General features: G+C 55.9%; 20 protein-coding genes and 3 tRNA genes. 8 read left to right on the forward strand and 15 right to left on the reverse strand.

Annotation, left to right across the window (positions count from 1 at the left end):
• The first annotated feature begins 48 nt into the window (after positions 1-48).
• The 5 genes from ACW9IN_RS06640 (at position 49) to mgtE (ending at position 3,853) form a co-directional block, all read left to right on the forward strand.
• Positions 49-1,290 (forward strand): aspartate kinase, encoded by a 1,242-nt coding sequence (locus ACW9IN_RS06640; RefSeq protein ID WP_010208327.1) that lies wholly within the window; start codon positions 49-51, stop codon positions 1,288-1,290.
• A gap of 174 nt (positions 1,291-1,464) precedes the next feature.
• Positions 1,465-1,698 carry a carbon storage regulator CsrA gene (csrA, locus tag ACW9IN_RS06645; RefSeq protein ID WP_457365133.1) on the forward strand — a complete coding sequence of 78 codons (234 nt, stop codon included), beginning with the start codon at positions 1,465-1,467 and terminating at the stop codon, positions 1,696-1,698.
• A gap of 85 nt (positions 1,699-1,783) precedes the next feature.
• Positions 1,784-1,874 (forward strand) — tRNA-Ser (locus ACW9IN_RS06650).
• A gap of 108 nt (positions 1,875-1,982) precedes the next feature.
• Positions 1,983-2,059 (forward strand) — tRNA-Arg (locus tag ACW9IN_RS06655).
• 351 nt (positions 2,060-2,410) lie between these two features.
• The gene (mgtE, locus tag ACW9IN_RS06660; protein WP_457365134.1) at positions 2,411-3,853 is read left to right on the forward strand and encodes a magnesium transporter; all 1,443 of its coding nucleotides are present in this window, start codon (positions 2,411-2,413) and stop codon (positions 3,851-3,853) included.
• A 159-nt stretch (positions 3,854-4,012) separates the two neighbouring features.
• Here the strand turns inward: mgtE and ACW9IN_RS06665 are convergent, their stop codons facing one another.
• A complete protein-coding gene (locus ACW9IN_RS06665; RefSeq protein ID WP_003175643.1) occupies positions 4,013-4,339 on the reverse strand; it encodes an Arc family DNA-binding protein in 327 nt (108 codons plus the stop codon).
• Positions 4,340-4,371: 32 nt separating this feature from the next.
• Here ACW9IN_RS06665 and ACW9IN_RS06670 point away from each other — a divergent pair, with 32 nt between their 5' ends.
• Positions 4,372-4,704, forward strand: a complete 333-nt coding sequence (locus tag ACW9IN_RS06670; RefSeq protein WP_457365135.1) for a hypothetical protein — start codon at positions 4,372-4,374, stop codon at positions 4,702-4,704.
• 28 nt (positions 4,705-4,732) lie between these two features.
• Here ACW9IN_RS06670 and ACW9IN_RS06675 read toward each other — a convergent pair whose 3' ends face one another.
• Positions 4,733-4,912, reverse strand: coding sequence for a PA3371 family protein (locus ACW9IN_RS06675; RefSeq protein WP_457365136.1), 180 nt, complete (start codon positions 4,910-4,912; stop codon positions 4,733-4,735).
• A 10-nt stretch (positions 4,913-4,922) separates the two neighbouring features.
• A complete protein-coding gene (locus tag ACW9IN_RS06680; protein WP_457365137.1) occupies positions 4,923-5,150 on the reverse strand; it encodes a hypothetical protein in 228 nt (75 codons plus the stop codon).
• Positions 5,151-5,477: 327 nt separating this feature from the next.
• Between ACW9IN_RS06680 and ACW9IN_RS06685 the strand changes: the two genes are divergently transcribed.
• Both ACW9IN_RS06685 and ACW9IN_RS06690 read left to right on the forward strand, forming a co-directional pair.
• Positions 5,478-5,554, forward strand: a tRNA-Arg gene (locus tag ACW9IN_RS06685).
• A gap of 147 nt (positions 5,555-5,701) precedes the next feature.
• The gene (locus ACW9IN_RS06690; protein WP_457365138.1) at positions 5,702-6,814 is read left to right on the forward strand and encodes a YecA family protein; all 1,113 of its coding nucleotides are present in this window, start codon (positions 5,702-5,704) and stop codon (positions 6,812-6,814) included.
• 16 nt (positions 6,815-6,830) lie between these two features.
• Here ACW9IN_RS06690 and ACW9IN_RS06695 read toward each other — a convergent pair whose 3' ends face one another.
• From ACW9IN_RS06695 to ACW9IN_RS06750, 12 genes are all read right to left on the reverse strand, one after another.
• On the reverse strand, positions 6,831-7,451 hold the full coding sequence (locus ACW9IN_RS06695) for a recombinase family protein (RefSeq protein ID WP_457365139.1): 621 nt from the start codon (positions 7,449-7,451) through the stop codon (positions 6,831-6,833).
• Positions 7,452-7,781: 330 nt separating this feature from the next.
• A complete protein-coding gene (locus ACW9IN_RS06700) occupies positions 7,782-8,312 on the reverse strand; it encodes a hypothetical protein (RefSeq protein WP_457365140.1) in 531 nt (176 codons plus the stop codon).
• Between the two features lie 32 nt (positions 8,313-8,344).
• Positions 8,345-8,776, reverse strand: coding sequence for a hypothetical protein (locus tag ACW9IN_RS06705; RefSeq protein ID WP_457365141.1), 432 nt, complete (start codon positions 8,774-8,776; stop codon positions 8,345-8,347).
• A 43-nt stretch (positions 8,777-8,819) separates the two neighbouring features.
• On the reverse strand, positions 8,820-9,299 hold the full coding sequence (locus ACW9IN_RS06710; RefSeq protein ID WP_457365142.1) for a tail assembly protein: 480 nt from the start codon (positions 9,297-9,299) through the stop codon (positions 8,820-8,822).
• 118 nt (positions 9,300-9,417) lie between these two features.
• Positions 9,418-9,720 carry a hypothetical protein gene (locus ACW9IN_RS06715; RefSeq protein ID WP_457365143.1) on the reverse strand — a complete coding sequence of 101 codons (303 nt, stop codon included), beginning with the start codon at positions 9,718-9,720 and terminating at the stop codon, positions 9,418-9,420.
• Positions 9,717-9,917 (reverse strand): hypothetical protein, encoded by a 201-nt coding sequence (locus ACW9IN_RS06720; RefSeq protein ID WP_457365144.1) that lies wholly within the window; start codon positions 9,915-9,917, stop codon positions 9,717-9,719. Before ACW9IN_RS06720 ends, ACW9IN_RS06715 begins: the two co-directional genes overlap by 4 nt.
• Positions 9,914-10,360 carry a DUF5681 domain-containing protein gene (locus tag ACW9IN_RS06725; RefSeq protein ID WP_457365145.1) on the reverse strand — a complete coding sequence of 149 codons (447 nt, stop codon included), beginning with the start codon at positions 10,358-10,360 and terminating at the stop codon, positions 9,914-9,916. Before ACW9IN_RS06725 ends, ACW9IN_RS06720 begins: the two co-directional genes overlap by 4 nt.
• A gap of 3 nt (positions 10,361-10,363) precedes the next feature.
• Positions 10,364-11,149, reverse strand: a complete 786-nt coding sequence (locus tag ACW9IN_RS06730) for a hypothetical protein (protein ID WP_457365146.1) — start codon at positions 11,147-11,149, stop codon at positions 10,364-10,366.
• Positions 11,150-11,178: 29 nt separating this feature from the next.
• Positions 11,179-11,364, reverse strand: a complete 186-nt coding sequence (locus ACW9IN_RS06735) for a hypothetical protein (protein WP_457365147.1) — start codon at positions 11,362-11,364, stop codon at positions 11,179-11,181.
• Between the two features lie 14 nt (positions 11,365-11,378).
• A complete protein-coding gene (locus ACW9IN_RS06740) occupies positions 11,379-11,558 on the reverse strand; it encodes a hypothetical protein (protein WP_044267641.1) in 180 nt (59 codons plus the stop codon).
• 321 nt (positions 11,559-11,879) lie between these two features.
• Positions 11,880-12,236 carry a hypothetical protein gene (locus ACW9IN_RS06745; RefSeq protein ID WP_212614621.1) on the reverse strand — a complete coding sequence of 119 codons (357 nt, stop codon included), beginning with the start codon at positions 12,234-12,236 and terminating at the stop codon, positions 11,880-11,882.
• Between the two features lie 100 nt (positions 12,237-12,336).
• Positions 12,337-12,789 carry a DUF2280 domain-containing protein gene (locus ACW9IN_RS06750; protein WP_212614620.1) on the reverse strand — a complete coding sequence of 151 codons (453 nt, stop codon included), beginning with the start codon at positions 12,787-12,789 and terminating at the stop codon, positions 12,337-12,339.
• Positions 12,790-12,866: the final 77 nt, after the last annotated feature.

The following is a 12,866-nucleotide window of genomic DNA, read 5'->3' on the forward strand; positions in this document are numbered from 1 at the left end:
GGTTGATTGGATATTAGGCGCCCCTTTACGGGCTGAGGCGGCTTAGAAATGGCTTTGATCGTACAGAAATTTGGAGGCACCTCGGTCGGCTCTGTCGAAAGAATCGAGCAGGTCGCCGACAAGGTTAAGAAATTCCGCGATGCCGGCGATGACCTGGTGGTGGTGCTGTCGGCCATGAGCGGCGAGACCAATCGCCTGATCGATCTGGCCAAGGCAATCAGCGGCGATCAACAGCCGCTCCCGCGTGAGCTGGATGTGATCGTGTCCACCGGTGAGCAAGTCACTATTGCCTTGCTGGCCATGGCGCTGAACAAGCGTGGTGTGCCGGCGGTGTCCTACACTGGCAGTCAGGTGCGAATCCTCACCGACAGCGCGCATACCAAGGCGCGAATCCTGCAGATCGACGATCAGAAAATTCGTACTGATCTGAAAGCCGGTCGCGTGGTAGTTGTAGCGGGCTTCCAGGGTGTGGACGAGCAGGGCAACATCACCACCCTTGGGCGTGGCGGTTCGGACACCACCGGTGTGGCCCTGGCGGCGGCCCTCAAGGCTGATGAGTGCCAGATCTACACCGATGTGGATGGCGTCTACACCACGGACCCGCGTGTCGTGTCCGTGGCCCAGCGCCTGGACAAGATCACCTTCGAAGAGATGCTGGAAATGGCCAGCCTCGGTTCCAAGGTGTTGCAAATCCGTGCGGTGGAATTCGCCGGCAAGTACAACGTTCCGCTGCGCGTATTGCACAGCTTCAAAGAGGGTCCGGGCACCCTCATTACTATTGATGAAGAGGAATCCATGGAACAGCCGATCATTTCCGGTATCGCTTTCAACCGTGATGAAGCCAAGCTGACCATCCGTGGCGTGCCGGACACCCCGGGCGTGGCGTTCAAGATCCTGGGCCCCATCAGCGGCGCGAACATCGAAGTGGACATGATCGTGCAGAACGTTTCGCACGATAACACCACCGATTTCACCTTCACCGTGCACCGCAACGAGTACGATGCGGCGGAGCGGATCCTGCAGAACACCGCGAAGGAAATCGGCGCCCGTGAAGTGGTCGGCGATACCAAGATTGCCAAGGTGTCGATCGTGGGCGTGGGCATGCGCTCCCACGCCGGCGTGGCCAGCCGCATGTTCGAAGCGCTGGCGAAGGAAAGCATCAACATCCAGATGATCTCCACGTCGGAAATCAAGGTGTCGGTGGTGATCGAAGAGAAATACCTGGAACTGGCTGTACGCGCGCTGCATACCGCTTTTGAGCTGGACGCTCCGGCCCGACAGGGCGAGTAACGCAAGGCCGGAAAGGCGCGGATTTCCGCGCCTTTCATTTTTTTGTGGGGCGCATGTTCTTTTGCGTGGGCTCGACAATACTTAGGCGGTAGGGCTACGGCTTCCGGGTTGTAGGTCGAAGGCCTTTTTTTTGCAGACTGTTGTTCCTGAACTGAAATGCGTGAGGAGAAAGGTATGCTGATTCTGACTCGTCGTTGCGCAGAAAGCCTGATTATCGGTGATGGCGAAATCACCGTGACCGTGCTCGGCGTCAAAGGCAATCAAGTGCGTATCGGGGTTAACGCTCCGAAAGAAGTATCGGTCCATCGCGAGGAGATCTACCAGCGGATCAGCCATGAGAAGAAAGAGAAAGAGCAACAGCAACGTCGGCAGCTGACCGACGAAAACGACGAAGAGAAGGATGATTGAGGGGTAGGGTACCAAGCCTTTAATTTTTATCGTTTTTTATGTTTGCAAACGGGGATGAACGTGGTTAATATACGCCCCGTGTTGCGGAGAGCTGGCCGAGTGGCCGAAGGCGCTCCCCTGCTAAGGGAGTACACCTCACAAGGGTGTCGGGGGTTCGAATCCCCCGTTCTCCGCCATTATTTGCTTAGTACGTTGCAATCTGGATTTTTCGGTAAGTTGTTGAAATTACTAGAAAAAATCGCTTTACATAGAGATTGAACGGCCTATAATGCGCGGCAACAAATGCACTCGTAGCTCAGCTGGATAGAGTACTCGGCTACGAACCGAGCGGTCACAGGTTCGAATCCTGTCGAGTGCACCATACAAACAAAAAGCCCGCCAAGTGCGGGCTTTTTGCCGTCTGGGGTTTGTGTAGGATTCGTCCCGGGTTTCATCTTTTTCTCCCTCCCCATGTGTTTTCATCTATGGCTGTGTCGTCGCAGTTTCATAGGTGTGGACAATACTTAGCTTTGGCTCGCAAGCGCTTGTTCTTTCCAGTTTTTTAACATTTAAAGCGGTTGGGCGGTGTATCATTGCGCCCGTCAGCCCCGCCGGGGCTTGTGGAATACCTCCATGGACTTACCCAGTAGTTACTCAGTACCCCGTTTCACCAATCATGAATTGACTGATTGATCCTTCCGGCGTGCCCCGCTGCTGGGAGTGGAGTTCGCCTATGACCGAAGTAGAAGTAAAGAAAACACAAGAAAGCCTGCAGGATCGCCTTGCTCAAGTCATCGAGCTGCTGCAGCGCCAGCGCGTGGTCGAAGACCTCACGCACCGCCAGGAAGGTCCTAATCAGGATCGCGTCGAAAACCTGGTTCATCGGCAAAACCTGGTCGAGCTGCAACGCAAGCTCGATGACCTGCACTCTGCAGACGTCGCCTATATCCTTGAAGCCTTGCCGCTGGATGATCGACTGACCCTCTGGCAGTTGGTCAAGGCAGATCGCGACGGCGACATCCTTCTTGAAGTATCCGACTCGGTGCGTGAAACCCTCATCGCCGACATGGACGATCACGAGCTCCTGGCGGCCGCCAAGGAGATGGATGCTGACGAACTGGCCGACCTGGCCCCTGAGCTGCCTCGTGATGTTGTGCATGAGCTGATGGAAGCCCTCGATGGTCAGCAGCGTGAGCGAGTCCGCTCCGCGCTGTCCTATGACGAGGATCAGGTTGGCGCCCTGATGGACTTCGAAATGGTCACCATCCGCGAAGACGTCAGTCTGGAAGTGGTGCTGCGTTACCTGCGCCGACTCAAGGAGCTGCCGGGGCATACCGATAAACTGTTCGTGGTCGATTACGAAGGCATTCTCAAGGGGGTGCTGCCGATCAAGCGCCTGCTGGTCAACGACCCTGAGAAGCAAGTGGCTGATGTTATGGCCAGCGATCCGGTGAGTTTCCACCCGGACGAAGACGCTTATGACGCCGCGCAGGCGTTCGAGCGTTACGACTTGATCTCGGCTCCGGTCGTCGACAAGAACGGCAAGCTGATCGGCCGTCTGACCATCGATGAAATGGTCGACTTGATTCGTGAAGAGAGTGAAACCGAAGTCCTCAACATGGCCGGTCTGCGTGAGGAGGAAGATATCTTTGCTTCGGTCTGGCGCTCTCTGCGCAACCGTTGGGCATGGCTGGCGATCAACCTGATCACGGCGTTTATCGCCTCTCGGGTGATCGGGCTGTTCGAAGGCTCCATCGAGAAGCTGGTGGCCCTGGCTGCGCTGATGCCGATCGTGGCGGGTATCGGTGGTAATTCGGGCAACCAGACCATCACCATGATTGTGCGTGCCATGGCGCTGGACCAGGTGAACACCGGCAACACCTCACGGCTGATGCGCAAGGAATTGGCGGTGGCGCTGATCAATGGTGTGGTGTGGGGCGGGGTGATTGGTGCGGTGGCCTACATGCTGTATGGCAGTTGGTCCCTGGGGGTGGTGATGACCGCGGCCATGACCCTCAATCTGTTGTTGGCGGCTTTGATGGGGGTATTGATCCCCATGACCCTGGCCCGCCTTGGACGCGACCCTGCAATGGGGGCCAGCGTGATGATCACGGCGATGACCGACAGCGGTGGCTTCTTTATCTTCCTGGGCTTGGCAACCATCTTCCTGCTTTGATCTTCCCGGCATGCCGGCTCCTTTGCAGGAGCTGGCTTGCGAGCGATCGCATCATCTCGTGATAGGTCAAGTCGCACGGGGCGCCAGCACGCCAATGTCTGCGCAAATTCCAGGCAAAAAAAAGCCAGCACAAGGCTGGCTTCGGCTTTCAGTTGCAGATCAATTGGCTTCTGCGGCCGCTTCAACGTCGTGCGCAATAAGCGAGACGAGAGCATTTTGCTGGCGGTGGGAGAGCTGACGAAAGCGCTGCAGCAGTTCGCGTTCGTGCAGCGACAGCTCGGGGCTGTCCAGGCGCATGCTCAACTCGTCGCCCAACGCACCTTCCTGAATAAGGCTCTGCTCCAGGCGCGCGATGATTTCGGAGTTCATGCTGCGGTGATGATTGCGAGCCACCTCGGCAATGCGTTCCCGCATTCCGTCTGGCAGACGTACGACGAACTTGTCAGCCGTACGGCTGGAATAAATTGCCTGTTTCAATGGGCGCATATATTTAACCGGTTAGTTCAGGGGAGCGGTTTTTGGAATTGGCCGCAAGATGTGTGTTAGGACAAGGCTTGCAGCCAAATGTTCAACCTGAATTGCAAAGAGGCCGCATCATGCCTCAGATTTGCCAGTTCCTTGGCGTCAAATCTGTGACAAATATTGAACTGCCTAAAGGCTTTATGCCAGCACTCATTTACATTTTTGCGGACTGGTTGGAAATCTTTTTCATCAGGACTGCCGTCAGTCAATCTTCACGCAAGCCCAGCCGCAACAGGGTCAAGGGCGCACATCCTATAGCAAAGTGGCCTTTTGCCCTTATTTTTAAGACTAGTGGCAATTTGCCGATTTACGAGGTTGAGGCGACATAAGGTATAGGCGTCGGCGGGAGGCAAAGGTTCAGCGCAAAATCGGGTCGAATTTGATTCGTCGGCCCATCACAAGGGCGATCAACAGCAGGCTGGCGCATACACCGCTTGCGATGAATGCCGTGGTCTGCACGTCCTCGGGACTGGTTGACAGGCCAAAGAGGGCGGTGCTCAGGGTCAGGCAAAGAAATAGCCAGGCAGGTTTGCTCATGAAAGCTTCCTCAGAAAACCCAGTGTTCAGTGGCGGGTGCTGACTGTGTGCCTTGGGTCTGGCGAATCGGCGATTGCGCGTTGGCGTTCATCACTGCCAGTTGCGGGCGTTGCTGAAGGTGATGAGGAACGGGTTGGCTGATCCGCGCCGTGTCATCGCTGTTCGCCGACTGGAAATGAAACATGACCAGCGCAGCCAGGGCCACGGTATTGAGGGCTAACAGGAGGGCGCTGTTCATGATCGAATTCTCCGCAGGCGGCGTTGCCGGATTGAGGTTGCAGGAGAAATATTGCAGATGCCGTGCCAAGACTTTATTCGAATAAAATCAACGAGTTAAGTCTATTTTTGAGGCGTGGCGGGTTGCAATTTGCAATACCTTGATTTTGCGGGAGTGCATTTTGCACGATCGCACCAAGCACCCGGAATTGCTGGGTAGAACGGGGGGGGGGCTGGACAAGGATCGGCCTACATTCAAAAAGCCTACGGACGACATGACAAAACTCACCCTGGCCGTTAACATGCACGCCGTCCGTCGCCGCGCCCTCTGGCCCGATGGCTGTCATTTGTCCCAGTAGCTCAATTGGATAGAGCATCCCCCTCCTAAGGGGAAGGTTGGCCGTTCGAACCGGCCCTGGGACACCATATAAATCAAGCCTTTTAGGCCGTCAGCCGAAATTGTCATTTGCTTCGTGACAGCAGGGTGACAGCATCAGGCACAGAAAGCCCCGCTAGGAAATCATCCTGCGGGGCTTTTTTCGTAGGAATGCTAGCTGCTGGCAAGGAGGCTTTATGAAGTACGGTAGAAACGAGCAGTGTTTCTGTGGGTCAGGAAAAAAATATAAGCATTGCCACCTGGGGCGCGAGCAAGAACCGCGTGTGAACCCTTGGGACATAAGTGCTGCTGTGAGAAAGGAATTCTCCGTAAAGCTTTGTTCTGCGCCTGATGTGATGCATGAAAAATGCTCTGGCAAAATAATTGCTGCTCATACCGTGCAACGCTCAGGAAGCCTGAGCGAGATCGCAAGGGATGGTCATGTTTTGACCTTTGTGCCCTCTTTTGAAAATCTCACAAAGCACAAGGGGCTCCTTCATCCCGAACTGGTTGGAATTCGTAAAGCTTCGACATTCTCCGGTTTCTGCTCGACGCACGACGACGAGCTGTTCGCACCAGTAGAGAAAGAGGTTTTTGGCGGGAGCCAGCAGCAGTGCTTTTTGTTGGCCTACCGGGCATATGCAAGGGAGATATATACGAAGAGGGCGGCTGCGGAGACAGCAAAGCTGCAGAAAGATCTTGATCGGGGCCGATCACTAGACACCCAAATGTCTATGCAGATGTTTAATTTCACCCAAGGGCTCGGCCTAGACGCAGCATTGAGGGATATCGAGCATCACAAACCGCGGTTTGAGGTGCCACTTCTCAGCGATGATTATTCCGTCGTTCGATCGTACATCATCGATTTAGAGGGGCCTCCACCAGTCATGTGTAGTGGCACCTACCCGCCTGAAAGAGATTTCGAAGGAAAGCGGCATCAAGATCTGGTGGATATCACTGTTACGCCTCACCTGCTTAGCGTGACGTCTTTCTATGGAGGTGAAAACGGTCATGTTGTCTTTACGTGGCTACCAGAAGACGATCCTGTCTGCCTTCCGGTGATTCAAACCCTCGAGAAGATTAGCGATGAGGATCTCTCCTCAAGGATCGTTTGCTTTCTATTCGAACACTTTGAGAACCTGCATATATCACCCAATTGGTGGGAATCGCTCGAAAAAGCCACTCAAAATGCGCTGATACAGCGAATGATGGGTGATATGCCTACTATGTTTGGTGCGCCGCGCTTGAGGCATGCGAAATGCCAGATACCTTCGTGGAACGTTATAAATCGTTACCGCGTCGGGTGCTGAGTGCTACGACTGGCGCTCACCCTTGCTCAGACATTTCTTTGATTCGAAGCACCGTAGTAGTCGAGCAATCCGCGTGCCTGGCTGTCGCCCGAATACCTAAACCAGCCTTGAGCAACTCCTTCACCCGCTTGTGCAAGTCGGCATCCACTGGCCGACCCTGGTACTTACCAGCGGCCTTAGCCCTCTCTATGCCCTGGGCCTGTCTATCGCGGCGCTGCTCGTAATCCTTGCGCGCGATCGCGGCCATCATCTCCACCAGCATTGAGTTGATTGCACCCAACATCCGGCCGGTGAACTCGTCGCCCTTGGTGTCCTGCATTCCCTGGTGGCTGGTCGGCAGGTCGAGCGCGACGATGCGCAGGCCCTTGGAGTCGATAGCGGCTTTGAGCTTTTGCCAGTCCTCAACCGGCAGGCGGGAGAGACGGTCTATCGACTCCACTAGCAGCACGTCACCCTTGCGCGCATCTTTCAACAGGCGCAGCAGCTCCGGCCGGTCGGCGGTGGCGCCGCTGGCGTTCTCCAGGTACACGCTAGCGATGACCTTGTTATGGTCGCTGGCGAACTGCTCGAGCGAGGCGCGGGCGCGGCCGGCGTCTTGCTCTTCGGTGGAGGCTCGGAGGTATGCGCGGATGAACATGATGGATGCCTGTATCAGTTAGGGCGTTCTACTAATACTGTTGCACTTTGGGTGTTACTTATCAAGCGGAAAGCCCGAAAAAGGCAAAATAAGGCTGTATCTGGATAGGCATACCCGGGATGACAGTGTGCTGTTGAAGCGAAGGGGGGGGGGCAAAGCGGAGGATTAAGCAGAGGGGCGGCAGCAAAGCCACCCCTATTAGCGATGTTAGCGAGGCCGCCTTGGAGGTTCAGGCGGGCGCGGCTGGCTTGGACGAGGCTTGTCGTCTCGCACAAATCTCATCGGTGGCGGTGGTGGTGGTGGCGGCTTCTGCGTGGTCATCTCGACTACCTATGGATGGTGGTACAAATAAAACGGTATGAACGATAGCAGGGCGAATAAGATTGTAGCTGCCATGAACGTCGACAGTTCATTCAAGTATTCCAAACGCCTATCATTATTAAGCGCGTTCGTAGTTGATCCAGTAACGTATTGATTATAGATGAAGATAGACATTTGTTTTTCTGTCTCTTCCACTCCGTCTTCGAATTCTGCGTATAGCTTAAGCATCGAGACCCTATAAGCCTCGATCTCTTCCAGTGTGGATAGGGCTTTGTCGAACACGCGGAGATTCCAAGCTCTCCAGAAATTCCATACGCCGACAGCCAAGCATATGCAGGCATACCAGTAGAAAATCCAGAAAAACACAGCCACGGTGCCGACAGTGCTTATTGGGGCCTTATCAAGCATGTAGGAGAAAAAGCTAAGTAGGGCCACCAATATCGCGAGTGGCAAACTCAGCCTCGCAATGAGCTTCTCTTTTCTTTCGAGCTCGTAGTAATAAACCTTTTCAGCGAAACTGAATCGCTCCTTGTCATCCATTTGACCAGTATCCATTTTAGTTATATGAGCGATTACAGAGACGAAGGTCGGATATCCGTACCATTCTGTGTGCCAGAGATTCGGTACTTCTGAACTTCGCCCGCGGTCAGTTCTGAGGCCGTTTCTTTAACAGGTTGTCCGATTTGCATTGCGCAAAGACCGCTGCCCTCATCGTCACCAGCTATCCCGACAATATGTCGACCTGGCTTAACCTGGAATTTCACCACCTCGCCGGTGTTGATGCGGGCGACCTTTTTCCCGTCAATGAGCACGGTCGCCATACAGCCACCCGAAGCCCAAAACCCGTTATCCCGGCTTACCACCAACGTAGCACCACCCGGGACGGCGGCCTGGTAGGCATAGACCCGATCGGCAGGCACGCGCTTGGCCGAACCAGGTTCCACCGGCGTGCTTGAACAGCCTGCCAGCAACACGGCAGCGGCGGTGAGCAGAATCCTGTGCATATTTCTTCCTCATGTGTTGATGGCTGACTTTATACCAGTCTGGCTACATCTGGTCTTCGGAGTAAATGCCAGCGCTGATTACCGCACTGCCAACGATCATCCGCCCGTATAGCAGCGGCACAGGGTTACCCTGAACACTGGTGTTGACCGGGCCGTTGAAGCTGTAGCTGGGCCGGTTATTGGGGCCGTCCTGGGTGCCAAGTCCTTTGGCTTGAGGGCTCAGCATCTGAATTACACCACCTGCAGTAAGGGCCAAGCCGGGGGCAAGAGTTGCTCCATTTGTGAATGGCGAGAGGGCGATCAGCACCACGCCAACAATTGTTTGCAGTAGGCCGGCGCGCTTAGATCCAGCGATCACCGGGACGATCCGAATTACGTCGCAACCTGCCGGCTTATCCAAGTCGCCATCGCCAATGTTTTGCTTGCCTACGAAAACGGCGTACCTGATGCCTCTTGATGCGCTCTCTGTCATGTGCCGCTCAAAACCTGGGAACTGTCGGAAGTACCCCATGACTGCGCGCACGGATGATCCTGCCTCCGTGCATATAGGGTGTCCTCGCTTGCCAGTGATACGGACGAGGCCACCCGATACGATGACGGTCTGCTTTTTTTCTGTGTGCGCTGACATAGGTCAATTTCCCTTACGCAAGATTGAGGTCTTTGGACAACCTGGCGCGGCTGGCCTGGCAGTCTTTGGTTAGTTGCGGGGTGATTGCGGGGTGGTCCTGATAGCTACAGCTGGTTGCCCTGGCGTTTCTGCATGACTTACGCAGTATCTCGGCCGAGATTGCCGCCTCTGCGTAGGTGAAGAACGGGCCGTCAACCTGGTGTTTCTGACCGTTGTTCGTGATCCGAACTTCGTAGGCAATATGCGCTGCTGCAGACTCATGGCGCTCCAGCGCTACAACTCCGCACGCCTCGGTAAAGCGCTCTTGAAAAGTCACTTGCTGGTACTCCCGATCGTTGGTGCGGTCGTTTCATCAAACACAGCACTGAGCGTGTCTTCTTTGCGGGCTTCGCCTCCACCAGCGGCCTCCGCGGCTAGCTCATCCATGAGGTCACTGATTGCGCGCACGTCCCTGTTGAATTGGGTGGTACCGGTCTGCTGGCGCAGCTTGGCCACCTGGCTACGGATGCTCATCGCTGCATACCATCCATCTGCTGGCGGAGCTCTTCGACGGCCTTCTGTAGCTCTGCTACCTCGATCACTCGCGCGACGGCACCCAGGCCCTCAATGAGGGAACGGCCTTGATCGGGAGGAAGGTTGCCTGCCGCCACTGCGCGCAAGATCGACTTGGCTGCGCTGGGTAGGTCGGTGTCGTCAAGGTCGAAACTGACCACCTCGGCGGTGGCCTTAACTGGCGGTACCAGTCTCTCGAGGATCAGGCGGCACGCCTGCATATCGCCCTTCTTGGCGGCTGCCAGGATCTTTTTGGTTACTGCGTCGGCACCCGCCGCGAGCTTCTCCCGGATGGCCTGGGTCTGGCCTGAGCGCCCACCAGGGTTGCCGGAATGACCGGGAGCGAATCGCCCCCCGGCAACTCGGCCGGGCGCCGCCTCTGCTGGTGGCAACGTCTTGGCCAATGCTTAAGCCTCCGCGCCCTGAATTTGCTTCTTGAGCGCCTCGTCGGCCTCTTCCTCTTCTTGCTTGACCCGCTCCAGGCGCTCTTGGATGCGCTCAATGGTGGATTCTGCCGGGCCCTGCACCAGCTCTTTTGCAGCCTCGCCGGCAGCATCGACACGCTCATCCAGACTGATACCTGCGTCGGCACTGATCAGGCCAAAGGCTGTGCGGAGCGCGTCCTGCGCGGCGTCTGCCGCTTCGGTCAGGTCGGCGATCTCTTGCGCTTCGCGTGGATTGGCGCGCACCAGGGCCTCCTTGGTGATTCGGGCATACCACTCGCTGCTGACTCCGCTCAGCTCGCGAGGGAGGCGAAGCGCGGCGTCAACGTAGGCTTTGTCAGTGCCCGCCAGAAGTGTCGCGTTGCGCTCTGGTGGGCTCATGGCGCGCAACTGGGCCGCCAGGGCCAGGTCGATCTGGACGGCGATAGGGTCGTTATCCCGGTACGGTTTAACGGCGGTCAACTTGTCGGCGCGCTCTTTGACCTTTTCCTTGTACTTCTGAAAGTCGCGCTGCAACTGCCCCAGGAAGTACAGCCGATCCTTCGCAGTTGCGCGGATGTCTTCCTGCTTCGCACTATCTGAGCGGCGGTCGTCGTTGGTGATGCCCATTGCCGCGATCTGCAGGCCCTCCACGTGATTTCGAGCCTCGCGAGCGACCGCGTACAGGTCTGCAAAGGGGCCGGTTTCGGGGAATTTCCACATACCTACCAGGCGGCTCTTACCACCAGATTCAGCGCGTAGTGTTTTCATCTCAGTTCGTTTCTCCAATTTTGTGAGGGTCAGTCCCAGCGCTTCGGCGCAAGGTCTTTAACGTCTACGTCCGCTAGGTCAATCACGCGGAAGTCGACGTAGCCATTACGGCCGTGGATGCGATACCCACCTGTAGGGACGGGATCAATGCTGATGCCGAGGAACTGGGCACGCCGGCGGACGATTTGGCGGATCTCTTCGACGCTGCTTTTCATTTGGTCTAGTTCCGCTATGCCGAAAGGGTGTCTGTGGTGGCGATCAGCGGGCGGTTTTCAACGAGCGCGATCAGAAGGGCGCTTGCCTGGACGCTGCCCTGGTCGGCCGCTGTGCGCAGACGCCCCCAAGCGGCTTTGACTTCGGCGCGGGTTGGTTTGGCCTGGTGGCCGCGGGGCTTGGTAGTGGTCGACATGATCAATCCTCTGTGAGCTGTTGAAAGCCTTGCAAAGCTCACATTAGGCAGTATCTGGCCGCATATCCAGTGCTTTTAGGGTGCACCTAAGGTGCTACACGGAACGGGATTGAATGGGACTGAAATAGTTGGTTTTGGCGGAATTGAAGAGGGTGTTTCTGTTGCAGTAAATCGAGAGTAGTCAAAGTGATACAGGGCCGGGATTTCGACTCAGTCCGACCTCAGATTGAGGATGGATCGGGGAGGGCTGAACTACCGTTTTGGTATGTCAGGTTTCCGCGCCACGTTTTGCAATATGTGAAAACGTGGCGCGGCGACAGGTCACTTATCCTGGATCTGGTTCGGCAAGCGAGTACCGTAATGATCTGGCGGGCTGTCTAGATTGCTTAGCAGATTTGAAAGCAAGTCGTAATCGGTTTCCAGCTCATAAAGCTTTTTGTAGCTGTGATTTTGATCACCGAGCGTGTCAAAAAAGCTGCTTTTTACCTCAGCTAAAAGCGTCTGCAGTTCTTCCAAGTCATCAACAGCGACGGCCAGGTCCTGTGACGAAAGGTAGACCAGCGTTCTATCGGGGTTATACATCGTCGGAAGCCGGCCATGACTTACGCACAGACCGCGCACCTCATCGAATTTAGCGTTCGCCGCATACGTGTCCCAGTTGAATTTTGGACGTGCCATCCTTTTGCTCCTTCTAATTAGCGATCCGTGAGGGTAGCAGTCAATATTCACATTTCAATATTGCAGCGATCTTTGGTGTTGCACCTGCTCCTACCTGCTGTCAGGCGTCTCTGAGTGGAGCCAGGACGAATTCAACCTCAACGCGGTCTGCTGGCTCGGTTTTGCCGGCGTCAGTCCTGGCCCTGCGACTGGTGTAGATGTCACCACACTCTTTGGCGGCCTGCTCCATCAGTTTCATCGCCATCACCAGGTGCCCGCGTGCCTCGGCCTCTTCAAGCATCCGTCCAAGCGCTCGCAGCCTCATGGATCGGTTGGCGATCGGCTCCTTGACCACCTCAGACCGGAAACCGCTCCTGGTGTCTTCGAACAGCGTCACCCAGCGCTTTGCCAGGCCTTTGCTGCTCCTGCGTGTCGGGTCGTGGGTCTCGACCTGCTGGCGCGACACGACCACGCCGAAGCCATCCTTAACAGCGGTCGCGACCTGTGAGGGAGAGTCGAAGCACGCCAGGGATTGGACGATAAAGGCTTTGATTTCGTTGTTGAGCGCGGCCATGGGCTGGAATCTGTCTAGGGTCTGTCAAGAATAGACCAATGGTTGCCCATAAAACCAAACGAGACAATGCCTAGTTT

The sequence above is a fragment of the Pseudomonas sp. SDO5271_S396 genome (assembly GCF_054071795.1).